Genomic DNA, 22,017 nt, shown 5'->3' with positions numbered 1-22,017 from the left:
CATTTCAGCTACAATTGGCTGCGATTCAAATGGTTAAGAGGCGGTAATGCATCAGACGAAAACAGGTATCTTGCTGGCCAATTTAGGCACTCCCGATGCGCTCACCCCCGGGGCGGTGAAGCGCTATCTGCGACAATTTCTCAGCGACAAACGGGTGGTGGATACGTCTCGTCTGCTATGGTGGCCGCTGCTGCGCGGCGTCATACTGCCGATTCGCTCCCCGCGCGTGGCGAAGCTCTATCAGTCCGTGTGGATGGAAGAGGGATCGCCGCTGATGGTGTATAGTCGTCGCCAGCAGCAGGCGCTGGCTGCCAGGCTGCCGGATACCCCGGTGGCGCTGGGCATGAGCTATGGTTCACCGTCGCTGGCCAGCGCGGTGGATGACTTACTGGCGCAGGGGGTGGAGCACATCGTGGTGCTGCCGCTGTATCCGCAATATTCCTGCTCGACGGTGGCCGCCGTCTGGGACGAACTGGCGCGGATTCTGGCGAAAAAGCGCGCCATTCCGGGTATCTCGTTTATTCGCGACTATGCCGAACATCCGGACTATATCCATGCGCTGGCGGCCAGCGTGCGCGCTTCCTTCGCGGTGCATGGGGAACCGGATCTGCTGCTGCTCTCCTATCATGGGATCCCGCAGCGCTATGCCAACCAGGGCGATGATTATCCTCAGCGCTGTCGCGATACGACGCGGGAACTGGTTTCCGCGCTGGGGCTGCCGCCGGAGCGGGTGATGATGACCTTCCAGTCGCGCTTTGGCCGGGAACCCTGGCTGACGCCGTACACCGATGAAACGCTAAAGATGCTCGGCGAGAAAGGGACGAAGCATATTCAGGTGCTGTGCCCGGGGTTTGCCGCCGACTGTCTCGAAACGCTGGAAGAAATCGCCGTCCAGAACCGGGAAATATTCCTCGAAGCAGGCGGCAAGCAATATGAATATATTCCGGCGCTTAATGCGGACGCAGCGCATATTGAGATGATGGTCAATCTGACGGCGCCTTATCGCTGATCGCGCGCAGGGCGGGGAATATGCTACTATTTCCCGCTTGTTCCCTGTTATTTAAGCGCCACTATGAAATTTCCCGGTAAACGCAAATCTAAACACTATTTTCCCGTTAACGCCCGCGATCCGCTGCTGCAGCAAATTCAGCCGGAGAATGAATCCAGCGTCTCCTGGGTGGTCGGTATCGACCAGACGCTGGTGGATATCGAAGCGAAAGTGGATGAGGCGTTTATCGTGCGCTACGGCCTGAGCGCGGGCCATTCGCTGGTGATTGAAGATGACGTCGCCGAGGCGCTGTACCAGGAGCTGGTGCGCAACAATCTCATTACCCATCAGTTTGCCGGCGGCACCATCGGCAATACCATGCACAACTACTCGGTGCTGGCGGACGATCGCTCGGTGCTGCTTGGCGTGATGTGCAGCAATATCGAAATCGGCGGCTACGCCTATCGTTACCTGTGCAATACCTCCAGCCGCACCGATCTGAACTATCTGCAGGGCGTCGACGGCGCCATTGGCCGCTGCTTTACCCTGATCGGTGACAGCGGCGAGCGCACCTTCGCCATCAGCCCGGGCCACATGAACAAGCTGCGTCCGGAAAGCATTCCGGAAGCGGTGATCGCCGGCGCCTCGGCGCTGGTGCTGACCTCTTACCTGGTCCGCTGCAAGCCGGGCGAGCCGATGCCGGACGCCACGATGAAGGCTATTGAGTATGCCAAAAAGCACGATGTGCCGGTGGTGTTAACCCTCGGAACCAAATACGTGATTGCCGATAACCCGGCGTGGTGGCAGGAGTTCCTGCAGGAGCATGTCTCTATTCTGGCAATGAACGAAGAGGAAGGGGAAGCGCTGACCGGCTTTGCCGATCCGCTTTCAGCGGCGAATAAGGCGCTGGACTGGGTCGACCTGGTGCTGTGCACCGCCGGCCCGGCGGGCCTGTATATGGCGGGCTTCACCGAAGAAGAGGCGAAGCGGAAAACCCAGCATCCGCTGCTGCCGGGGGCGATCCCGGAGTTTAACCAGTTTGAATTCAGCCGCGCGATGCGTCACCAGGATTGCGTTAATCCGCTGCGCATATATTCCCATATCGCTCCCTATATGGGCGGCCCCGAGAAGATCATGAACACCAACGGCGCAGGCGACGGCGCGCTGGCGGCGCTGCTGCATGACATCACCGCCAATAACTACCACCGCAATAACGTCCCCAACTCCAGCAAGCACAAATGCAAATGGCTGACCTACTCCTCGCTGGCGCAGGTGTGTAAATATGCCAACCGCGTGAGCTATCAGGTGCTGAACCAGCACTCGCCGCGTTTAACCCGCGGCCTGCCGGAGCGTGAGGACAGCCTGGAAGAGGCGTACTGGGATCGGTAAGCGCGTCCCTCTCCCGGCGGGGAGAGGGCAGTACATCAGCCGGTGACCACTTCGCCGGCCGGTGGCGTTTCCAGAAGCCGTAGCATGGCGCGGGCAATTTCCCGTTCGCCCATCACCACCTGATTGGCTCCGCGATCAATAATGTAGTCCACTTCGTCATCATAATGGGCGCGGGCGATAATCTCGATATTCGGACATTTTTCCCGTGCGGAAGCGACAATCTCTCCGGCCTCGTAGCCGTTAGGGATTGTCAGCAGCAGCCAGCGGGCGCAATCGAGATGCGCCAGCTCCATGATCTCTTCATTGGCGGCATTGCCGAGCACCGCGCTGATCCCGCGCTCGCGTAGCTCATCCACGCGGGTGCGCGAGGTTTCAACCACCACCAGCGGGATCCCCTGGGCCATCAGCTTCTCGCCCAGCAGGCTGCCGACGCGGCCGAAGCCGACCAACAGCGCGTGGTTGCAGATATCGACCGGCACCTGCTTCTCGTCTTCCAGGACCTCTTCCAGCGTCTGCTCGTCGAGGGTTTCGGTTTTATCGAGATATTTTTCCAGCAGGGTAAACAGCACCGGGTTGAGCATAATTGAGATGATCGCCCCGGCCAGCACCAGATTTTGTCCGGCCTGCGGCAGCAGGTTAAGCGCCATTCCCAGGCCGGCGAGAATAAAGGCAAACTCGCCAATCTGCGCCAGGCTGGCGGCGATGGTCAGCGCGGTGCGCGGCGAGTGACCAAACATCCGCACAAGGAAAAAGGCGGCTGCGGATTTACCAAAGATAATAATCGCCAGCGTCGCCAGCACCGCCAGCGGCTGTTGGACCAGCACCATCGGGTCAAACAGCATGCCGACGGAGACGAAGAACAGCACCGCGAAGGCGTCGCGCAGCGGCAGGGTGTCATGGGCGGCGCGGTGGCTGAGCTCGGATTCGTTAAGCACCATGCCGGCAAAGAAGGCGCCGAGGGCAAAAGAGACATCAAACAGCTCCACGGCGCCGAAGGCGATGCCCAGCGCCAGGGCCAGCACCGACAGAGTGAACAGCTCGCGTGAGCCGGTGGCGGCGCTGCGCGACATGATCCACGGCACCAGCCGGCGGCCGACCAGCATCATAATGGCGATAAAGGCCACCACTTTGCCAATGGTGATCCCGAGGTCGAGGGCCAGGGACGCGAAGCCGACGTTGCCTTTCTCCGCCATACCGGCAATCGCCGGCAGCAGGACCAGCGTCAGGACCATCACCAGGTCTTCCACAATCAGCCAGCCGATGGCAATTTGCCCGCGCTGGCTGTCAATCAGTTGTCGTTCCTCCAGCGCGCGCAGCAGCACTACGGTACTGGCGGTGGAGAGGCACAGGCCAAAGACGATGCCGGTCATCAGCGACCAGCCGAGGGCGGCGGAGAGCGCCATACCCAGCAGCGTCGCCACGGCTATCTGGGCGATAGCCCCGGGGATGGCGATCGATTTTACCGCCATCAGGTCTTTAAGTGAGAAATGCAGCCCGACGCCGAACATCAGCAGAATGACGCCAAGTTCCGCCAGTTCCGGAGCCAGTTTGGTGTCAGCAACAAAGCCAGGGGTGAAAGGTCCGGCCAGCACGCCCGCTAAGAGATATCCCACCAGAGGAGAAATACGTAGCTTATTGGCAATCATGCCGAGAATAAAAGCGAGCACGAGGCCGCCGACAATGGTGGTGATAAGCGGTGTTGCGTGGTGCATTCCGTCTCCTTTCCAGTGGTGTATCGGTCCATTTTGCTACCCTGTCCGGGTAATAGTTTATGACAAAAACGTTCACTTTGTTTATGAATAATTCTTGAGTTGTGCAAAAAAATGCAATTAGCCGATGAAAAGGCACAGAAGGGAAAATGGCGGGGGGAAATCGTGGAACAGGCTGATGACACAAGGGTTAACGGCGGCCAAGGTTGCACTTTGGCCGCCGAATAATCAGGCTTTTTGCCGGTTATCAGGAAGGAATATCGTCAGGAATCCCAGCAGCGGCAGGAAGGCGCAGATTTTATAAACCAGATCGATGCTGGTATGGTCCGCCAGCAGGCCTAACACCGCGGCGCCAAGGCCGCCCATGCCAAAGGCGAAGCCGAAAAACAGGCCAGAAACCATGCCGATGCGTCCCGGCAGCAGTTCCTGCGCATAGACCAGAATAGCGGAAAAGGCCGAGGCGAGGATAAAACCAATGATCACCGTTAAAATCCCCGTCCATTCAAGGCTGGCGTAGGGTAAAACAAGGGTGAAAGGCGCTACGCCGAGGATAGAACCCCAAATCACATATTTACGCCCAATTTTATCGCCAACAGGCCCGCCAATTACCGTCCCGGCAGCCACTGCGAACAGGAAGGCAAACAGATGAAGCTGGGCGTTTTGCACCGTTAAGCCGAATTTATGCATCAGATAAAAGGTGTAATAGCTGCTAATGCTCGCCATATAGAAATATTTCGAGAAAATCAGCATCAGCAGAATGCCTACCGCCAGAATGACCTTCTTGCGCGGCAGCGGATTAACGATGGCCGGTTTCGGTTTGCCCTTATTCATTCGATGCTGCGCGGCATACCAGCGGCTGATTTGCGACAGCACGACAATAGCCAGCAGAGCGGCCAGCACAAACCAGGCGACGTTGCCTTTGCCGTACGGGGCGATGATCACCGCCGCCAGCAATGGGCCAAGCGAGCTGCCGAAGTTGCCGCCCACCTGGAACAGCGACTGGGCCAGGCCGTGACGGCCGCCGGAGGCCATTCGCGCTACGCGGGACGATTCCGGATGGAAAACCGAGGATCCGGTACCCACCAGCGCGGCGGCCAGCAGCACCATGCCGAAGCTACCGGCCAGCGCGAGGAGAATCAAACCGCAGAGGGTGAAGCACATGCCCACCGGCAGCGACCACGGCATCGAGCGTTTATCGGTGATATAGCCAATCACCGGCTGGAATAGCGATGAGGTGAGCTGGAAGGTCAGGGTGATCATGCCGATCTGCACGAAGGTAAGGGAGAACTCCGCCTGCAGCAGCGGGTAGATAGCGAGAATAAGCGACTGGATCATATCGTTAAGCAAATGGGACAGGCTGATCGCGCCTAAGATGCCAAACGAGGTGCGTGCTTTTTGCGGCGGCGCAGCGGGGCCGGACAAGGGTTGAGCGGTCTGATTGATTGCCATAGGTTCACGTCACTTTTTTATATAGCTTTCGTCTTTTGTCCGCCATGGCGACTGCCCTGATTTTCCCGGCTACTGCATGGGAAATATGACGAACGGGCTGACGCAATGCCATACAACGCGAAGGCGTATAGAGGATGCAGGTAGAATTATTATCCAACTAACATACCTGCTGATAAGGTTTGAAGGAAGTCGCAATTCTGAAAACATATTTGTCAACGCGACTAACTCGCTATACTTTCGGCACTTGGGATTAAGTCAGGGAGTGAAGCATGCATTATTTCAAACACAGCGTAGCGCTGGCGTTATTCGCCGCCTTATCGCTGGGCAGCCTGTCGGCACAGGCCTATGAGCAGGATAAAACCTATAAAATTACCATCCTGCACACCAACGATCACCACGGCCATTTCTGGCGCAATGACTACGGCGAATATGGCCTGGCGGCGCAGAAAACGCTGGTCGATGGCATCCGGAAAGAGGTGGCGGCGGAAGGGGGAAGCGTCCTGCTGTTATCCGGCGGCGATATTAATACCGGCGTACCGGAGTCTGATTTACAGGATGCAGAGCCCGATTTTCGCGGCATGAACCTCATCGGCTACGACGCGATGGCGGTGGGAAACCATGAATTCGATAATCCGCTGAGCGTACTGCGCCAGCAGGAAAAGTGGGCTAAGTTCCCGTTCCTGTCGGCCAATATTTATCAGAAAAGCACCGGCGAACGGCTGTTCAAACCCTGGGCGTTGTTTAAGCGCGGTGGGCTGAAAATCGCGGTGATTGGCTTAACCACCGACGATACGGCCAAGATTGGCAATCCGGAATATTTCACCGATATTGAATTCCGCAAACCGGCGGAAGAGGCGAAGCTGGTTATCCAGGAGCTGCAGCAGAATGAAAAGCCGGACGTGATCCTGGCCACCACCCATATGGGCCATTACGACAATGGCAACCACGGCTCTAATGCGCCGGGCGATGTTGAAATGGCGCGGAGTTTACCTGCGGGATCGCTGGCGATGATCGTCGGCGGTCACTCGCAGGATCCGGTATGCATGGCGGCGGAAAATAAAAAGCAGGTCGATTATGTGCCAGGCACCCCGTGCGCTCCGGATCGTCAGAACGGCATCTGGATCGTCCAGGCGCATGAGTGGGGCAAATACGTCGGCCGCGCCGATTTTGAGTTCCGCAACGGCGAGATGAAGCTGGTGCACTATCAGCTGATCCCGGTCAACCTGAAGAAAAAAGTGACTTACGATAACGGCCAAAGCGAGCGGGTGCTGTATACGCCGCAGATCGCCGAGAACCCGCAGATGATGTCGCTGCTGACGCCGTTCCAGAACAAAGGCAAGGCGCAGCTGCAGGTCAAAATCGGCAGCGTGAATGGTCATCTGGAGGGCGACCGCAGTAAAGTGCGCTTTGTGCAGACCAATATGGGCCACCTGCTGCTGGCGGCGCAAATAGCGCGCAGCAACGCGGATTTCGCGGTGATGAGCGGCGGCGGGATCCGCGACTCCATTGAGGCGGGGGATATCACCTACAAAGATGTGATGAAGGTCCAGCCGTTCGGCAATGTGCTGACCTATGTCGATATGAACGGCAAGGAGGTAGTGGATTACCTGACCGCCGTCGCGCAGATGAAGCCGGATTCCGGCGCTTATCCGCAGTTTGCCAACGTCAGTTTCGTGGCCAAAGACGGTAAGCTGAACGATCTGAAAATCAAAGGCGAACCGGTGGATCCGGCGCAGACCTATCGGATGGCGACGCTGAGCTTTAACGCTACCGGCGGCGATGGCTATCCGAACATCGCCGATAAACCCGGGTATGTGAATACCGGCTTTATCGATGCCGAAGTGCTGAAAGAGTATATCGAGAAGAACTCGCCGCTGGATGCCGCCGCCTATGAGCCGAAAGGCGAGGTGAGCTGGCAGTAAGCCTGGGCTTCAGGTTGGCTATTTCCCCGGTGGCGCTACGCTTACCGGGGCTACAAGTTGGGTATCCCGGATAAGGCGCGTGCGCCGCTATCCGGGATCGTTTTATCAATCGCGGCGGGCGATATCGGCGAACTTCGCATCGAGAAGCTGCGCCAGATCGCTGGCCGCCAGCTCAATATCCAGCCCGCGTTTGCCGCCGGAAATATAGATGGTGGCAAATTCCTGCGCCGGGGCGTCAATCACCGTCGGCAGGCGCTTCTTCTGCCCCAGCGGACTGATGCCGCCCACCAGATAGCCGGTGATACGCTGCGCCACCATCGGGTCGGCCATGTCGACTTTCTTAGCGCCCAGCGCTTTCGCCACTTTCTTCAAATCCAGCTGCCCGGCGACCGGAGTGACGGCCACCGCCAGATGCTTCATATCGCCGTTCACGGCGACCAGCAAGGTCTTGTAAACCTGGTCGGCATTGAGGCCGAGCTTGCGCACCACTTCATCTCCGAAGTTGGTCTCATTGGGATCGTGATCGTAACTGTGGATCTGAAAGGAAATTTTGTTTTTTTCGAGTAATTTAACGGCGGGAGTCATAGCTATCCTTCTTACCAACCGGTTTTGCGTGACGTTAGAATACGCCCGCAGGTTGTCTAAAAAATAGTACCATCTTGCGCAATAGTGTTGGCAGTGATGGTCACTTTGAGCGACAATCAGACGATCCGGGATGCAAATCCCGGGATAATAATAATGATGAAATTCCTCTTTGACGGGCCAATAGCAATATTGGCCATTTTTTTATGTCAGCATATCCGGCAGATTCCCTTCGCCATACAGGTGCAGCGCGCCGACGGCAACCACGTAGCGCCCCGGCGGCAAGGCCAGCAGCGTCTCGCGCCAGGCGAGGTTGCGCTGGTGCATCAGCACATCATATAAAGACTGGCTAAAGGTCGTCGGCAGCGATACCGCGCCGTGCGACGGCGGTTGCTCCAGCCACCAGCCGATCATGACCTGCAGTAAACGGGCGTTGGTGCGCCAGTGGGTCAGCGTATCCTCCAGCAGCGCCATCCCCCCGTCGGGCAGATCGCGCAGCAGCGCGATTTGGCTGTCGGCGCCTTCCAGCTCCATCACCGCTATGTTGCTCTCGCGGGCGGCCATCAGCAACTGATAATCGATGCCGTAATCCGGTCGCAGCCCCAGCTTCTGCGCCTGGGTGGCCTGCAGGACCATCGCCACCTGCCACAGCGGCTGGCTGTCGAACAGCCCGACCGACAGGCCCAGCTCGCCGGCTCGCGCCTCTAGCTCGCTCAGCTGCGCATCGCTCAGGCGTTCCGCCAGCGGTGGGTAAGTGGGGAGATCGCTAAACGGGGTTTCATTGCCGCTGATATCGGCCTCGACGATTAACGCATCGGCCTGGCGTATTTTTTTCAGAAGCTTCGCCGGCGGCGGCGCCATGTCGCGGGTGCCCATATGGATACTGCCGACGAGGTGCAAATAGCGTTCGCCGGGCAGGACGATATCCATCGCAGGCCAGGAATAAGACGAGCCGACGGCGGCTCGCCACAGCATTTTTATCCGGTTTAACAGGCCCATACGCGCTCCGAAGTGTGAGGACTTCATGCTAGCGCATATGGTGATACACGTCACCCTTCCGGCGGGCTTTTCTTGTCCCGGCAAAAAAACGGGCGCCGAACAACGTCGGCGCCCGTTTCATCTGACGGCGTTTACTCTTTTGGTTTAAAGCGCAGCAAGCGGTTGGCGTTACTCACCACGGTGATCGACGACAGCGCCATCGCCGCGCCGGCGACCACCGGGTTGAGCAGGGTGCCGGTCAGCGGCCAGAGGATCCCGGCGGCAATCGGGATACCCAGCGAGTTGTAGACAAACGCGCCCAGCAGGTTCTGCTTCATATTGCGTAACGTTGCTTTCGAAATCGCCAGCGCATCGGCCACGCCGTGAAGACTATGGCGCATCAGGGTGATCGCCGCGGTTTCAATAGCGACATCGCTGCCGCCGCCCATGGCGATCCCGACATCCGCTTGGGCCAGCGCCGGGGCGTCGTTAATCCCATCGCCAACCATCGCCACTTTGTGCCCCTGGCTCTGCAGACGCTTAATGGCATCGGCTTTACCGTCCGGTAGCACGCCGGCGATCACTTCATCAATGCCGGCTTCTTTGGCGATAGCCTTCGCGGTGGTGGGGTTATCCCCGGTAAGCATCACCAGCCGGTAGCCCTGCCGATGCAAACGCGCCAGGGCGTCGACGCTGTCTTCGCGCAGCGGGTCGCGGATGGCGAACAGCGCGGCGGCCTGACCATCCACCGCCAGCAGCACCGGCGTGGCGCCGCGTGAGGCCTGGGCTGTCATCTCGCTTTCCACCTCGGCGGTATTGATATGCTGCTCGTTGAGCAGCGCCTGGTTACCGAGCAGCAGACGATGACCTTCCGCCTCGCCGCTGACGCCAAGGCCGCGCAGGGTGCGGAAGCCGCTGACTTCCGGCAATGGGCCGTCGGCAGCTTTATCAAGGATCGCTCGCGCCAGCGGATGGCTTGAGCCCTGCTCCAGCGCGGCGGCAAGACGCAGCACGGTATGCTCATCAACGCCAGCGAAAGTTTTCACCGCCACCACCTGCGGCTTGCCTTCGGTCAGGGTGCCGGTTTTATCGAACACCAGGGTGTCGAGTTCACTGGCGCCCTGCAGCGCATCGGCATCGCGCACCAGCACGCCATACTCCGCCGCCCGGCCAACGCCGGAGATAATCGACATTGGCGTCGCCAGGCCTAAGGCGCACGGACAGGCGATAATCAGTACCGTGGTGGCAATGACCAGGGTATAGACGATCTGCGGCGCCGGGCCGAAGAAGTACCAGATCGCAGCGCTAATCAGCGCAATGACGACCACCGCCGGAACAAATACGGCGGAGATTTTATCCGCCAGCTGGCCGATCTCCGGTTTGCTGCTCTGCGCCTGGCGCACCATGCGGATAATTCTTGCCAGCGTGGTCTGGCTGCCGACGGCGCTGGCGGTAAACAGCACGCTGCCATCCTGCACCACGGTACCGGCGTGAATGGCGTCGCCATCGCCTTTTTGCTGCGGCACTGGTTCGCCGGTGAGCATCGCTTCATCAAACCAGGCTTCGCCCTGGCTTATCATGCCGTCGACCGGGACGCGGTCGCCGGTAGTCAGGCGCAGCGTCATGCCGGCCTGAACTTCCGCGAGCGGCAGATCTTTCTCGCCCTCGGGCGTGACGACCCGCGCCGAAGGCGGCGTCAGGTCGAGCAGTTTTTCCAGCGCTTTCGAGGAGCGCTGACGCGCGCGGGCCTCCAGCATATGGCCGAGGTTAATCAGGCCGATAATCATCGCGCTGGCTTCGTAATAGAGATGGCGGGCTTCCATCGGGAACCACTGCGGCCACAGGTTGACGCTCATCGAGTACAGCCAGGCGACGCCGGTGCCGAGCGCCACCAGCGTATCCATGGTGGCGGTGCCGTTTTTCAGGCTTTTCCACGCGCTGCGGTAGAAGTGGCCGCCGGCGAAGACCATGACGGCGAGGGTGACAAGGCCGATAACCAGCCACAGCGAACGGTTGTCGTCGCTGACCATCATGTTATCGCCGATCATGCCCCAGACCATCACCGGCACGCCGACCAGCAGGGCGACAATCGCCTGCCAGCGAAAACGTTTCATCGTCGCGAGGGCGGTTTCCTGCTGACGTTCGCGGCGTTGCAGATCGTCTTCGATCGCCTCCGCGCCATAGCCGGCTTTCTCCACCGCCTGCACTAATTCTGCGGCGGACGCACTGCCCATCACCAGCGCCGTGCGTTCCGCCAGGTTAACCCGCGCCTGTGAGACGCCCGGCACCGCGGCAAGCGCGTTTTGTACCCGGGAGACGCAGCTGGCGCAGCTCATGCCGTTGATCAGCAGCTGTTGACTGTCATCTTCGTCATGGGCTGCCGGAAGCTCAGGAGTGGCCGCTGTCAGTGCTTCCGACGGGATTGATGATTCTGCCAGCGGTTTAGCCTTTGGGTGGCTGAGCTCCGCGCCGTATCCGGCTTGTTTAACGGTATCAATCAGCGCTTGCGCGCTGGCGCTGCCCGTCACATGGGCTTCAGTGAGGGTGACTTCCGCTTGCTCAACGTCAGGACGCTGCTCCAGACTCTCTTTCACGCGTTTGACGCAGTGGCCGCAGGAGAGGCCATCCAGCGTCAGGTCGATAGTGTTAGACATAAATAACTCCTGAATAATTTTCCGGTCAACGATTGACCAGACCCACTCTTTCATCGAGTATTAAGAAGGTTAAACCTTCCAGCAAGGGGAAGGTCAAGGAGAAAAAATGAATATCAGCGATGTGGCGAAAAAAACCGGCTTAACCAGCAAAGCGATTCGTTTTTATGAAGAGAAGGGGCTGGTAACGCCGCCGTTGCGGAGCGAAAACGGCTACCGCACCTATAGTCAGCAGCATCTCGATGAGCTGACGCTGCTGCGCCAGGCGCGGCAGGTGGGGTTTAACCTGGAAGAGTGCCGCGAGCTGGTGGCCCTGTTCAACGACCCGTCGCGGCACAGCGCCGATGTGAAAAAACGCACGCTGGAGAAAGTGGCGGATATCGAGAACCATATCCGCGAGCTGCAAAATATGCGCGCGCACCTGCTGGCGCTGGCCGAATCCTGCCCCGGCGACGACAGCGCGGAGTGCCCGATTATCGATAATCTTTCCGGCTGCTGCCATCGCAAGGCGCAGGCTTAACGGACGGCGGGTCTGATTCGTAGCGTAATCCCTTCTACGGCAATCACTTCAACCTTGCTGCCCGCCGCGAAGTCTTCATCGGCAATCACCGGCCAGGAGCTGTCGCCCACGCGGACGTGGCCGCGGCCGTTCACCAACGGGGCATCCAGCGTCAGGCGGCGGCCCACCAGTTGCTGCCCGCGCTGGTTGAGCTGAGCATCGGCCGGGCGCTGCGTTTTGACGCGCTTGCGCAGCCATTTCGACCACAGCCACGCCGCCAGCAGGGTGAGAACGGCAAACAGCGTGCCTTGCCATTCCCAGCTCAGCGGCAGGAGCCAGGTCAGGGCGCCGGTCACCACGCCGGCGACGCCGCTCCACAGCAGGTATCCGCTGCCGCCCAGCATCTCGGCCGCCAGCAGCAGCCCGCCGAGGCTTAGCCAGAACAGATGGGGGTGTGCGAGGATCATGCCGATCATGATTTTTTCCGATCGCCAGCGCCTTCTTTGATCAGCTCGCTGATCCCGGCGATCGATCCCATCAGGCTGCTGGCATCCAGCGGCATCAATACCACTTTGCTGTTGTTAGCGGCGCCAATCTGCTGCAGCGCATCGGTGTATTTCTGCGCCACGAAGTAGTTGATCGCCTGAATATCGCCCGAGGCGATCGCCGAGGAGACCATTTGGGTGGCGCGGGCTTCCGCTTCGGCGGACCGTTCGCGAGCCTCCGCCTGCAGGAACGCGGACTGCCGTTCGCCCTCGGCCTTGAGGATCTGCGACTGCTTTTCCCCTTCCGCTTTCAGAATTTCCGCCTGTCGCACCCCTTCGGCCTCAAGGATGTACGCGCGTTTGGTACGTTCGGCTTTCATCTGGGCGTTCATCGAGGCGATAAGCTCCGCCGGCGGGCGAACGTCGCGAATTTCGACGCGGGTGATTTTCACCCCCCACGGGTTGGTGGCGTCGTCAACGATATGCAGCAGGCGGGTATTAATGCTGTCGCGCTGGGAGAGCATTTCGTCCAGCTCCATTGAGCCGAGCACGGTACGGATGTTGGTCATCGTCAGGTTGACGATCGCCTGCTCAAGATTGCTGACCTCGTAGGCGGCCTTTGGCGCGTCGATCACCTGAATAAAACAGACCGCGTCGATGGTGACGTTGGCGTTATCCCGGGAGATAACCTCCTGCGAGGGGATATCGAGCACCTGCTCCATCATGTTCACTTTGCGGCCGATACGGTCCATAAACGGCACGACTAAGCTTAATCCCGGCTGCAGCGTCTGGGTAAAACGCCCGAAGCGCTCCACCGTCCACTGGTAGCCCTGCGGGACAATTTTCACCGCCGCGGCCACAATAACCAGCGCGACGAAAATAAGGATAGGAATAAAAATCAGCATCAAAAACCTCCTGTCTTGTTGCCTGGCGGGGCGCTACAAGGAAATAGCGCATGTTTAAACTGAGTATATCTTTCTCCTCATCCTGGAGAAAGGAAAGTGCGGTAAACTAGCGGTGTTTCAGAAAATAATCAGGAAGACTCATGAAGGAAAATAACGCGCTTTTGCGTCTCGACGGTGTGGGGTTTAAGACCGACGACGCCGTTATTTTGCACAATATTAGTTTTCAGCTTCGCGCCGGAGAATTCAAGTTGATTACCGGCCCTTCCGGCTGCGGGAAAAGTACCTTGCTGAAGATTATCGCCTCGCTGCTCAGCCCAACCTCCGGGCGCCTGTTCTTCGACGATGCGGATGTCGCGACGCTGTCGCCGGAAAGGTATCGCCAACAGGTCTCTTACTGCGCGCAGACGCCGGCCCTGTTCGGTGATTCGGTTTACGATAATCTGATTTTTCCGTGGCAGATCCGCAATAAACAACCGGATCCGCAGGCGCTGCTGGCCGACCTGCAGCGCTTTGGCCTTGACGAAAATATGCTGGAAAAATCCATTAACGAACTGTCCGGAGGGGAAAAGCAGCGCGTATCGCTGATCCGCAATCTACAATTTCTGCCGCGCGTGCTGCTGCTGGACGAAATTACCAGCGCGCTGGATGAAAGTAATAAACAGAATGTGAATGAAATTATTCATGGCTACGCAACGGAAAAACAGGTCGCTGTTCTGTGGGTCACCCACGATCGCAATGAAATTTCGCATGCCGATGAAGTGATTACGCTGCAACCTGCCGGCGGAAATATGCAGGAGGTACAGCATGAACGGGCATAACATTACGAACGAATCGCTGGCGCTGTCGATGGTGCTGGTGCTGATCGCTATTCTGGTCAGCTATCGGGAAAAGCTGGCGCTGGAAAAAGATATTATCTGGAGTATTTGCCGGGCGATCGTGCAGCTGATAATCGTCGGCTATGTGCTGAAATATATCTTTAACGTCAATCATGCGGTTCTGACGCTGTTGATGGTGCTGTTTATCTGCTTTAACGCGGCGTGGAATGCGAAGAAGCGCAGTAAATATATCGACAAAGCTTTTATCTCGTCGTTTATCGCCATCACTACTGGCGCTGGACTAACGCTGGCGGTACTGGTGTTTTCTGGCTCGATCGCCTTCGTGCCGATGCAGGTGATCCCGATTGCCGGGATGGTGGCCGGGAACGCCATGGTGGCGGTAGGGCTGTGCTACAACAATATGGGCCAGCGCTTCAGCAGCGAGCAGCAGCAGATTCAGGAGAAACTGAGCCTCGGCGCGACGCCGAAGATGGCCTCAGCGCGGCTGATTCGCGAGAGCATTCGCGCGTCATTGATTCCCACCGTCGATTCGGCGAAAACGGTCGGTCTGGTGAGCTTGCCTGGGATGATGTCGGGGCTGATTTTTGCCGGTATTGACCCGGTGAAGGCGATTAAGTACCAGATCATGGTGACCTTTATGCTGCTGTCGACCGCCAGCCTGTCGACGATTATCGCCGGCTATCTGACCTACCGGAAGTTCTTCAACGCCCGCCATCAGCTGGTGGTGACGCAGCTGAAAAAGCGCCCGTGAACGATCCCGGGTTGCGGCGTTCACGCCTTACCCGGGCTACTTAGGATACGTTCCGCATAGTTCGCGTAGCCCGGATAAGCGCAGCGCTATCCGGGGAAGGCAACGGATTAGTACAGCAGCGAATAGAGCTGACGACGATATTTGGCGGCCAGCGCATCGCCGGTACCGAGGGCGGCGAGGATCTCCTGCAGCATCTTGCGCGCCTGGCCATCGCCGGCGCCTAAATCTTTCTGCAGATGGCTGAACAGCAGGGCCAGCGCTTCTTCATTACGCCCGACCTGATGCAGCTGCAGCGCCAGCTGGGAGGCCAACTGCGCATCCTCCGGATTCTGTTCCACCTGCTGCTGCAGCTGCTGGATTTCCGGGGTGTCGGCGGCCTGTTTGAGCAGCTCAATCTGCGCCACCAGACCCTGATAGTGGGTATCCTGATCCTGCAGAGGAATGGTTTTCAGCACGCTTTCCGCTTCATCGGAACGGTGCAGAGCAATCAGCGTTTCCGCCAGCAGCAGGCCAATCTGGCTTTCCTGATTCGACAGCTGCCAGGCTTCCTTCAGCAGCGGCAGGGCATCGGCGTATTTTTCTTCCTGCATCAGGGCCAGCGCCTGCTGAGCTTTCAGCTCCTCTTCACGGGGCAGGACTTTATCCAGCAGGGCGCGGATCGCTTCTTCCGGCTGCGGGCCTTCAAAACCATCCACCGGCTGGCCGTTCTGGAACAGATAAACCGTAGGGATGGCGCGCAGACCAAACTGTGAAGCGAGCATCTGCTCGGCGTCGCAATCGACCTTCGCCAGCGTGAACTGGCCGTTGTATTGGGCTGCCAGGCGCTCGAGCACCGGGGTCAGCTGTTCGCAGTGCTGGCTGCGGGCAGACCAGAAATAAAACAGCACCGGAACGTTCATGGACTGCTGTAGCGTCTGCTGCAGGTTCGCTTCGCTAATGTTGACAATATTCTGTTCGGACATGGGCATTTCTCGTTAGTCGATTTCTGTTTTACATGGGGGCGGCATTCCGCGCTTCAACTCAGCCGTGGATAATTTTGTCCATCGCGCGGGCAGGCAGCAGGCGCTTAAGCAGCGCCACCGCGTGGGTGACCAGGGTGACCGGATAGCGCAGCTTTGGTTTATCGCTGGTAAAAGCATGGCGCACTTTTTCCACCACCGCCTCCGGCCCGAGGGTAAAGCGGGCGGCGATGCCCGGATTTTCTACGGGCTTATCGCTTTGCGTCTGGTTGACGTTATCGGTAAAGCGGGTGCGGATCGGGCCCGGTTCAATCAGGCTGACCTGAATACCGCTGTGGCGCAGCTCCATGCGCAGCGCGTCGGACCACGCCTCGAGGGCATATTTACTGGCGGCATAGGCTCCGCGGCCGGGACTGGCGATAAGCCCCATCACCGAGGAGGTCATCACGATGCGCCCTTCGCCGTGCGGCGTCATCGCCGGCAGCAGCAGCATGGTGAGCTGATGCGCGCCGAAAAAGTTAGCGGAAAATTGCTGTTCCATCTGCTGGCGGCTGATGGTGTTCAGCGGGCCATAGACGCCATACCCGGCGTTATTGAACAGGCCGTAGAGACGATTATCGGTCAGCGCAATCACCTCCGCTGCCGCGCGCTCCACGCTCTGCGGGTCATCCAGATCGAGCAAAATACCGGTTAGCCCCAGATCCTGCATCCGCGCGACATCCTCTGCTTTGCGGCAGGCCGCCAGCACGCGAAAGCCCTGGCGGGTTAAATCCAGCGCGCTTTCCAGACCAATTCCGCTGGAACAGCCTGTCACTAAAACCGTTTTTTGCATAACTTTACCTGTCAGCGACCCCTGGCGTTCAGGAGTCATGATTAACTAAGGGAGCCAGCCGCTTCGCCATCCAGTCGGCGATAAACGGCTGCGCGTCGCGATTTGGGTGAATGCCGTCGTCCTGCATCCATTGCGGCTTGAGATAGACCTCCTCCATAAAAAAGGGCAGGAGAGGAATAGCGAACTCTTTGGCCAGGGCCGGGTAAATCGCGCCGAAGGCTTCATTATAGCGGCGGCCATAGTTCGCCGGCAGGTGAATTTGCATCAGCAGCGGCTCGGCGTTGGCCGCTTTGATATCTTTAATAATGGTGCGCAGCGTCTGCTCGGTCTGCTGCGGCGGAAAACCGCGCAGTCCGTCATTGCCGCCGAGCTCAACCAGCACCCAGCGCGGCTGGTGCTGCTTAAGCAGCGCTGGCAGGCGAGCCAACCCCTGCTGCGAGGTATCGCCGCTGATGCTGGCGTTCACCACCGGCGTTTTCGCCTGCCACTGCTCATTGAGCAGCGCAGGCCAGGCGGCGTTGGCCGCCATCCGATAGCCAGCGCTCAGGCTGTCGCCGAGGATCAGCAGCGTGTCCGCCGCCATCGCGCGGCAGGTAAACAGGAACAACAACAGGAAAGGCACATGCCAGCGGAAAACATACTTGAAGTTCATCATCTTAAGAAGTCCGTCGGTCAGGGGGAGCATCAGCTCTCCATCCTTACCGGAGTTGAGCTGGTTGTCAAACCGCGGCAGACCATCGCCCTGATCGGCGAGTCGGGTTCCGGTAAATCGACCCTGCTGGCGATCCTCGCCGGCCTCGACGATGGCAGCAGCGGGGAAGTATCGATGCTGGGCAAACCGCTGCACCGGATGGATGAAGAGGCGCGGGCGGCGCTGCGGGCGCAGCACGTTGGTTTTGTTTTTCAGTCGTTTATGCTGATCCCGACGCTCAACGCCCTGGAGAACGTCGAGCTGCCGGCGTTGCTGCGCGGCGCCAGCGATAGCCAGAGCCGGGGCGATGCCCGCGCGCTGCTTGAGCAGCTGGGACTTGGCAAACGCCTGCACCACCTGCCGGCGCAGCTCTCCGGCGGCGAACAGCAGCGGGTGGCGCTGGCCCGGGCCTTTAACGGGCGCCCGGCCATTCTGTTCGCCGATGAGCCCACCGGCAACCTCGATCGCCAGACCGGGGACAAAATTGCCGATCTGCTGTTCTCGCTTAATCGCGAACACGGCACCACCCTGATCCTCGTCACTCACGATCCGCTGCTGGCGGCGCGCTGCGATCGCCGTCTGCGCCTGGTGGATGGCCAGCTGCGGGAGGAAGCATGATCGCCCGCTGGTTCTGGCGCGAATGGCGCTCGCCGTCGCTGCTGATCGTCTGGCTGGCGTTAAGCCTCGCCGTGGCCTGCGTGCTGGCCCTGGGGTCGATAAGCGATCGGATGGAGAAAGGCCTTAGCCAGCAAAGCCGTGAGTTTATGGCCGGCGACCGTACGCTGCGCAGTTCGCGCGAGGTACCCGCCGAGTGGATCGCACAGGCGCGGAAGTCAGGGCTGACCGTCGGCGAGCAGCTGAGCTTTGCCACCATGACGTTCGCCGGGGATACGCCGCAGCTGGCGGACGTTAAGGCGGTGGACGACCGCTATCCGCTGTATGGCACCCTCGAAACGCAACCGCCGGGGCTGAAGCCGCAGGCGGGGAGCGTGCTGCTGGCGCCAAGGCTGATGGCGCTCCTGAACCTGAAAACCGGCGATACGATTGACGTTGGCGATGCCACGCTGCGCATTGCCGGGGAGGTGATTCAGGAGCCGGATGCAGGGTTTAACCCCTTCCAGATGGCGCCGCGACTGATGATGAATATGGCCGACGTGGCAAAAACCGGGGCCGTGCAGCCCGGCAGTCGCGTCGCATGGCGCTATAAGTTCGCCGGCGACGCTGAACAGCTGGCCAATTATGAGCAGTGGCTGCTGCCGAAGCTCGGCCCGGAGCATCGCTGGATTGGCCTTGACCAGGACGACAGCGCGCTGGGCAAATCTCTTGAGCGCTCGCAGCAATTCCTGCTGTTATCCGCGCTATTGACGCTGCTGCTGGCCGTCGCCGCAGTGGCGGTAGCGATGAGCCACTACTGCCGCAGCCGCTATGATCTGGTCGCCATACTCAAGACGCTGGGCGCCGGACGGTCGCAGCTGCGCAAGCTTATCGTCGGCCAATGGCTGCTGCTGTTGACGCTGTCGGTGATAACCGGCGGGGTGGCGGGCCTGGCGCTGGAGCGTCTGCTGCTGCTGGTGCTCAAACCGGTGCTGCCCGCCGCGTTACCCGCTGCCAGCGGTTGGCCGTGGCTGTGGGCTATCGGGGCGACAGGCGTCATTTCCCTGCTGGTGGGCCTGCGACCCTATCGACTGCTGCTGGCGACTCTGCCGCTGCGAGTGCTGCGTCAGGATGTGGTGGCTAACGTCTGGCCGTTGAAAATCTGGATCCCGGCGGTTAGCGTCGTGGTGGTGGGCCTGTTGGCCTGGCTGCTGGGCGGCAGCCCGCTGCTGTGGTCGGTGCTGGCCGGGGCGGTGGTGCTGGCGCTGCTGTGCGGCCTGGTGGGCTGGGGATTGCTGTGGCTGCTCAAACGCCTGACGCTCAAAGCCTTGCCGCTGCGTCTGGCGGTGAACCGCCTGCTGCGCCAGCCGTGGTCGACCCTCAGCCAGCTGGCGGCGTTTTCCCTGTCGTTTATGCTGCTGGCGCTCCTGTTGGTGCTGCGCGGCGATCTGCTTGACCGCTGGCAGCAGCAGTTGCCCCCGCAGAGCCCGAACTACTTTCTGATCAATATCGCCCCTGAGCAGATAGTGCCGGTGAAGACCTTCCTTGCCGAACACCAGACGCGGGCGGCGGAATTCTATCCGATCGTCCGGGCCCGTCTGACGCAGATCAACGGTCAATCCACGGACGGAAACAAAGACGAAGCGCTGAATCGCGAGCTTAATCTCACCTGGAGCGAACAGCGTCCGGATCATAATCCGCTGGTGGCCGGCAGCTGGCCGCCGAAGCCGGGCGAGGTATCGATTGAGGAGGGGCTGGCGCAGCGGCTGGGGATAAAGATCGGCGATACAGTGACCTTTACCGGCGATACCCAGGAGTTCAGCGCGAAGGTCAGCAGCGTGCGCAAAGTAGACTGGGAGAGCCTGCGGCCAAACTTCTTCTTTATTTTCCCCGCCGGGGCGCTGGACGGGCAGCCGCAGAGCTGGCTCACCAGCTTCCGCTGGGATAACGGTCCCGCGATGTTGACCCAGCTGAACCGCGAGTTTCCCACCGTCAGTCTGCTGGATATCGGCGCCATCCTGCGTCAGGTCGGCCAGGTGCTCTCCCAGGTCAGCCGGGCGCTGGAGGTGATGGTGGGCCTGGTGACGGCCTGCGGCGTGCTGCTGTTGCTGGCGCAGGTGCAGGTCGGTATGCGTCAACGCCATCAGGAGCTGGTGGTCTGGCGCACGCTGGGGGCAGGAAAATCGCTGCTGCGCGCTACGCTGTGGGCGGAGTTTGCCCTGCTGGGGCTGGTTTCCGGCCTGGTGGCGGCGATAGGCGCGGAAGTGGCGCTGGCGATGCTGCAGACGAAAGTCTTTGATTTTCCCTGGGCGCCGGACTGGCGCCTGTGGGTGTTGCTGCCGCTGACGGGAGCGGTGTTGTTATCCCTGTGCGGCGGCGGGCTGGGGCTGCGTCTGTTAAAAGGAAAAGCGCTATTCCGCCAGTTTAGCCAGTAAGAATATTGCATTTTGATGATGCGCCGCCTTTTTTGGCGGCGCTTTTATTTTAAACGCACAAATTGATAAATCATTGATTTTTAAGAGCACAAAACATTAAAAACCCAACAACACGCTATGCTGATTCGCGGTTAATATTCAACTGGAAAATATAAGGTGGCTTATTAATCAAGGAAAAACTATGGCACACACAATAAAAGCGCTGGCGATCTCGATCGGCGCAGCATTAGCGTTAACGTCATTGCCTTCCCACGCGGAGATTACGCTGCTGAAACAAGATCCGCAGGCGGGCGATCCGTTAAGCCGGCTTAACTTTACCGTCGGCGGCAGTATCCGGCCGCAGTTCAACATGATGACCGGCGATGGCGACAAAGGCTCCTATAAGCGTAACGGTTTTGACGGCGGCACCCGCTTCCGCTTCGCGGCGGATTACTACCTGTTCGATGATATTAGCTGGATCAGCTACTATGAGCTGGGCGTGAACATTCCGGCGCTGTTTGACTGGGATAACCACTACGCGGAAGGCGCGAACAATACCACCCGCCGCATGCTGTATACCGGCCTGAAAAGCGATACCTGGGGTACGTTAACCTACGGGCAGCAGAACAGCATTTACTATGATGTGGTGGGGGTGAAAACCGATATCTGGGACTACGATATGATCGGTCAGGCCCCGGGGAACGGTATTAATGGCGATTACGATGGCTCCTATCGTTCACGTAATATGCTGAAATATAAGAAAACTGTAGGTGATGTCGATCTTTACGGATCTTATCTGTTCGAAGACAGCGAATACCTGCCGGGTAACGGCCTGCGCTACAAGCGTAAAGGCGGTGGTTCTGTTGGCGCGGACTACCACATCATGAAGGATCTGACCTGGGGTACCGCGTGGAACTACACCCGCGCGGAAATGCGCGACCCGTCAAGCGCCGACAGCAAAACCTATGACCAGAATATCGTCGGTACCGCGCTGAGCTGGACCCCGGATAACTGGACCTTCTCCTTCGGCGGCGGCTGGTATCAGAACTTCCTCACCACCAAGAAAACCGATGTGCATAATTACTTTGCCGGTGACGCCTGGGGGATTGAATATTTTGCGGGCTATAAATTCCCGATCAATCAATACGCTGTTAAATCTATTCAGCCGTACTTTATGGGCGACCGTCTGGAATATGTGAACGGCCGCAACTATCAGCGTATCGATAACGGTCTGGGGATTAGCTTCCAGCTGGATTACGGTTTCCGCGTTGACTACGAACACGTGTTTACCTCCAGCACCGACAACCTTGGCGATATGAACCTGGTCCGTCTGCGCTACGACTTCTAAGCGGTCACAACTCCCCGGTCGCGCGCGCTTACCGT

Annotated in this window: 20 protein-coding genes; 9 read left to right on the top strand and 11 right to left on the bottom strand. The window is 59.1% G+C overall.

Annotated elements, in window-relative coordinates:
• Positions 1-46: 46 nt before the first annotated feature.
• A complete protein-coding gene (gene hemH / locus OHJ17_RS19225; RefSeq protein WP_114505176.1) occupies positions 47-1,009 on the top strand; it encodes a ferrochelatase in 963 nt (320 codons plus the stop codon).
• A 63-nt stretch (positions 1,010-1,072) separates the two neighbouring features.
• Entirely contained in the window at positions 1,073-2,377 is a 1,305-nt protein-coding gene (locus tag OHJ17_RS19220) for an inosine/guanosine kinase (protein WP_002892192.1), read from the top strand.
• Positions 2,378-2,412: 35 nt separating this feature from the next.
• On the opposite strand, the gene ybaL is transcribed toward OHJ17_RS19220, so the two are convergent.
• Positions 2,413-4,089: a YbaL family putative K(+) efflux transporter gene (gene ybaL / locus OHJ17_RS19215; protein ID WP_002892195.1), complete on the bottom strand. Its 1,677-nt coding sequence runs from the start codon at positions 4,087-4,089 to the stop codon at positions 2,413-2,415.
• Positions 4,090-4,314: 225 nt separating this feature from the next.
• Positions 4,315-5,535 (bottom strand): MFS transporter, encoded by a 1,221-nt coding sequence (locus tag OHJ17_RS19210; RefSeq protein WP_004147385.1) that lies wholly within the window; start codon positions 5,533-5,535, stop codon positions 4,315-4,317.
• A gap of 269 nt (positions 5,536-5,804) precedes the next feature.
• Here OHJ17_RS19210 and ushA point away from each other — a divergent pair, with 269 nt between their 5' ends.
• Positions 5,805-7,457: a bifunctional UDP-sugar hydrolase/5'-nucleotidase UshA gene (ushA, locus tag OHJ17_RS19205; protein ID WP_023287312.1), complete on the top strand. Its 1,653-nt coding sequence runs from the start codon at positions 5,805-5,807 to the stop codon at positions 7,455-7,457.
• Positions 7,458-7,562: 105 nt separating this feature from the next.
• On the opposite strand, the gene ybaK is transcribed toward ushA, so the two are convergent.
• From ybaK to copA, 3 genes are all read right to left on the bottom strand, one after another.
• Positions 7,563-8,042, bottom strand: a complete 480-nt coding sequence (gene ybaK / locus OHJ17_RS19200; protein ID WP_002892205.1) for a Cys-tRNA(Pro)/Cys-tRNA(Cys) deacylase YbaK — start codon at positions 8,040-8,042, stop codon at positions 7,563-7,565.
• 201 nt (positions 8,043-8,243) lie between these two features.
• Entirely contained in the window at positions 8,244-9,038 is a 795-nt protein-coding gene (locus OHJ17_RS19195) for a TraB/GumN family protein (RefSeq protein WP_023287313.1), read from the bottom strand.
• 131 nt (positions 9,039-9,169) lie between these two features.
• The gene (copA, locus tag OHJ17_RS19190) at positions 9,170-11,671 is read right to left on the bottom strand and encodes a copper-exporting P-type ATPase CopA (protein ID WP_023287314.1); all 2,502 of its coding nucleotides are present in this window, start codon (positions 11,669-11,671) and stop codon (positions 9,170-9,172) included.
• 106 nt (positions 11,672-11,777) lie between these two features.
• Here copA and cueR point away from each other — a divergent pair, with 106 nt between their 5' ends.
• Entirely contained in the window at positions 11,778-12,188 is a 411-nt protein-coding gene (gene cueR, locus OHJ17_RS19185) for a Cu(I)-responsive transcriptional regulator (protein ID WP_002892208.1), read from the top strand.
• Here cueR and OHJ17_RS19180 read toward each other — a convergent pair.
• A complete protein-coding gene (locus OHJ17_RS19180) occupies positions 12,185-12,643 on the bottom strand; it encodes an NfeD family protein (RefSeq protein ID WP_004142979.1) in 459 nt (152 codons plus the stop codon). The two genes, cueR and OHJ17_RS19180, sit on opposite strands and share 4 nt — an antisense overlap.
• A complete protein-coding gene (locus OHJ17_RS19175) occupies positions 12,640-13,557 on the bottom strand; it encodes an SPFH domain-containing protein (protein WP_002892258.1) in 918 nt (305 codons plus the stop codon). Before OHJ17_RS19175 ends, OHJ17_RS19180 begins: the two co-directional genes overlap by 4 nt.
• Before the next feature lie 140 nt (positions 13,558-13,697).
• Between OHJ17_RS19175 and fetA the strand changes: the two genes are divergently transcribed.
• A complete protein-coding gene (gene fetA / locus OHJ17_RS19170) occupies positions 13,698-14,375 on the top strand; it encodes an iron efflux ABC transporter ATP-binding subunit FetA (RefSeq protein WP_004893793.1) in 678 nt (225 codons plus the stop codon).
• Positions 14,362-15,144: an iron efflux ABC transporter permease subunit FetB gene (gene fetB, locus OHJ17_RS19165; RefSeq protein ID WP_004177223.1), complete on the top strand. Its 783-nt coding sequence runs from the start codon at positions 14,362-14,364 to the stop codon at positions 15,142-15,144. Before fetA ends, fetB begins: the two co-directional genes overlap by 14 nt.
• 107 nt (positions 15,145-15,251) lie before the next feature.
• On the opposite strand, the gene OHJ17_RS19160 is transcribed toward fetB, so the two are convergent.
• The 3 genes from OHJ17_RS19160 to tesA are packed head-to-tail and all read right to left on the bottom strand — an operon-like array spanning position 15,252 to position 17,587.
• Complete coding sequence (locus tag OHJ17_RS19160; RefSeq protein ID WP_002892263.1) at positions 15,252-16,106, bottom strand: co-chaperone YbbN; 855 nt, start codon at positions 16,104-16,106, stop codon at positions 15,252-15,254.
• Between the two features lie 58 nt (positions 16,107-16,164).
• Complete coding sequence (locus tag OHJ17_RS19155) at positions 16,165-16,974, bottom strand: SDR family oxidoreductase (RefSeq protein WP_004191621.1); 810 nt, start codon at positions 16,972-16,974, stop codon at positions 16,165-16,167.
• Positions 16,964-17,587, bottom strand: a complete 624-nt coding sequence (tesA, locus tag OHJ17_RS19150) for a multifunctional acyl-CoA thioesterase I/protease I/lysophospholipase L1 (protein WP_004196998.1) — start codon at positions 17,585-17,587, stop codon at positions 16,964-16,966. Before tesA ends, OHJ17_RS19155 begins: the two co-directional genes overlap by 11 nt.
• On the opposite strand from tesA, the gene ybbA reads away from it, so the two are divergent.
• Both ybbA and ybbP read left to right on the top strand, forming a co-directional pair.
• Entirely contained in the window at positions 17,558-18,244 is a 687-nt protein-coding gene (ybbA, locus tag OHJ17_RS19145) for a putative ABC transporter ATP-binding protein YbbA (RefSeq protein WP_004146399.1), read from the top strand. The genes tesA and ybbA overlap by 30 nt on opposite strands.
• Complete coding sequence (gene ybbP, locus OHJ17_RS19140) at positions 18,241-20,655, top strand: putative ABC transporter permease subunit YbbP (RefSeq protein WP_004147400.1); 2,415 nt, start codon at positions 18,241-18,243, stop codon at positions 20,653-20,655. The genes ybbA and ybbP overlap by 4 nt, the downstream gene beginning before the upstream one ends.
• Here the strand turns inward: ybbP and OHJ17_RS19135 are convergent.
• Positions 20,632-20,745 (bottom strand): hypothetical protein, encoded by a 114-nt coding sequence (locus tag OHJ17_RS19135; protein ID WP_020316407.1) that lies wholly within the window; start codon positions 20,743-20,745, stop codon positions 20,632-20,634. The two genes, ybbP and OHJ17_RS19135, sit on opposite strands and share 24 nt — an antisense overlap.
• Positions 20,746-20,836: 91 nt before the next feature.
• On the opposite strand from OHJ17_RS19135, the gene OHJ17_RS19130 reads away from it, so the two are divergent.
• On the top strand, positions 20,837-21,982 hold the full coding sequence (locus OHJ17_RS19130) for a porin (RefSeq protein ID WP_004142997.1): 1,146 nt from the start codon (positions 20,837-20,839) through the stop codon (positions 21,980-21,982).
• The last annotated feature ends 35 nt before the right edge of the window (positions 21,983-22,017 follow it).

This window comes from Klebsiella sp. KP20-425-1 (assembly GCF_025813515.1).
Taxonomy (GTDB): Bacteria; Pseudomonadota; Gammaproteobacteria; order Enterobacterales; family Enterobacteriaceae; genus Klebsiella; species Klebsiella pneumoniae.
The sequence above is the reverse complement of the archived record's forward strand: the minus strand, read 5'-3'. Positions and strand labels throughout refer to the sequence as shown.

Bases quoted from the DNA above. Each gene is read 5' to 3' on its own strand.
- hemH (WP_114505176.1), top strand. From the start codon at position 47: ATGCATCAGACGAAAACAGGTATCTTGCTGGCCAATTTAGGCACTCCC.
- OHJ17_RS19220 (WP_002892192.1), top strand. From the start codon at position 1,073: ATGAAATTTCCCGGTAAACGCAAATCTAAACACTATTTTCCCGTTAAC.
- ybaL (WP_002892195.1), bottom strand. From the start codon at position 4,089: ATGCACCACGCAACACCGCTTATCACCACCATTGTCGGCGGCCTCGTG.
- OHJ17_RS19210 (WP_004147385.1), bottom strand. From the start codon at position 5,535: ATGGCAATCAATCAGACCGCTCAACCCTTGTCCGGCCCCGCTGCGCCG.
- ushA (WP_023287312.1), top strand. From the start codon at position 5,805: ATGCATTATTTCAAACACAGCGTAGCGCTGGCGTTATTCGCCGCCTTA.
- ybaK (WP_002892205.1), bottom strand. From the start codon at position 8,042: ATGACTCCCGCCGTTAAATTACTCGAAAAAAACAAAATTTCCTTTCAG.
- OHJ17_RS19195 (WP_023287313.1), bottom strand. From the start codon at position 9,038: ATGGGCCTGTTAAACCGGATAAAAATGCTGTGGCGAGCCGCCGTCGGC.
- copA (WP_023287314.1), bottom strand. From the start codon at position 11,671: ATGTCTAACACTATCGACCTGACGCTGGATGGCCTCTCCTGCGGCCAC.
- cueR (WP_002892208.1), top strand. From the start codon at position 11,778: ATGAATATCAGCGATGTGGCGAAAAAAACCGGCTTAACCAGCAAAGCG.
- OHJ17_RS19180 (WP_004142979.1), bottom strand. From the start codon at position 12,643: ATGATCGGCATGATCCTCGCACACCCCCATCTGTTCTGGCTAAGCCTC.
- OHJ17_RS19175 (WP_002892258.1), bottom strand. From the start codon at position 13,557: ATGCTGATTTTTATTCCTATCCTTATTTTCGTCGCGCTGGTTATTGTG.
- fetA (WP_004893793.1), top strand. From the start codon at position 13,698: ATGAAGGAAAATAACGCGCTTTTGCGTCTCGACGGTGTGGGGTTTAAG.
- fetB (WP_004177223.1), top strand. From the start codon at position 14,362: ATGAACGGGCATAACATTACGAACGAATCGCTGGCGCTGTCGATGGTG.
- OHJ17_RS19160 (WP_002892263.1), bottom strand. From the start codon at position 16,106: ATGTCCGAACAGAATATTGTCAACATTAGCGAAGCGAACCTGCAGCAG.
- OHJ17_RS19155 (WP_004191621.1), bottom strand. From the start codon at position 16,974: ATGACTCCTGAACGCCAGGGGTCGCTGACAGGTAAAGTTATGCAAAAA.
- ybbA (WP_004146399.1), top strand. From the start codon at position 17,558: ATGCCAGCGGAAAACATACTTGAAGTTCATCATCTTAAGAAGTCCGTC.
- tesA (WP_004196998.1), bottom strand. From the start codon at position 17,587: ATGAACTTCAAGTATGTTTTCCGCTGGCATGTGCCTTTCCTGTTGTTG.
- ybbP (WP_004147400.1), top strand. From the start codon at position 18,241: ATGATCGCCCGCTGGTTCTGGCGCGAATGGCGCTCGCCGTCGCTGCTG.
- OHJ17_RS19130 (WP_004142997.1), top strand. From the start codon at position 20,837: ATGGCACACACAATAAAAGCGCTGGCGATCTCGATCGGCGCAGCATTA.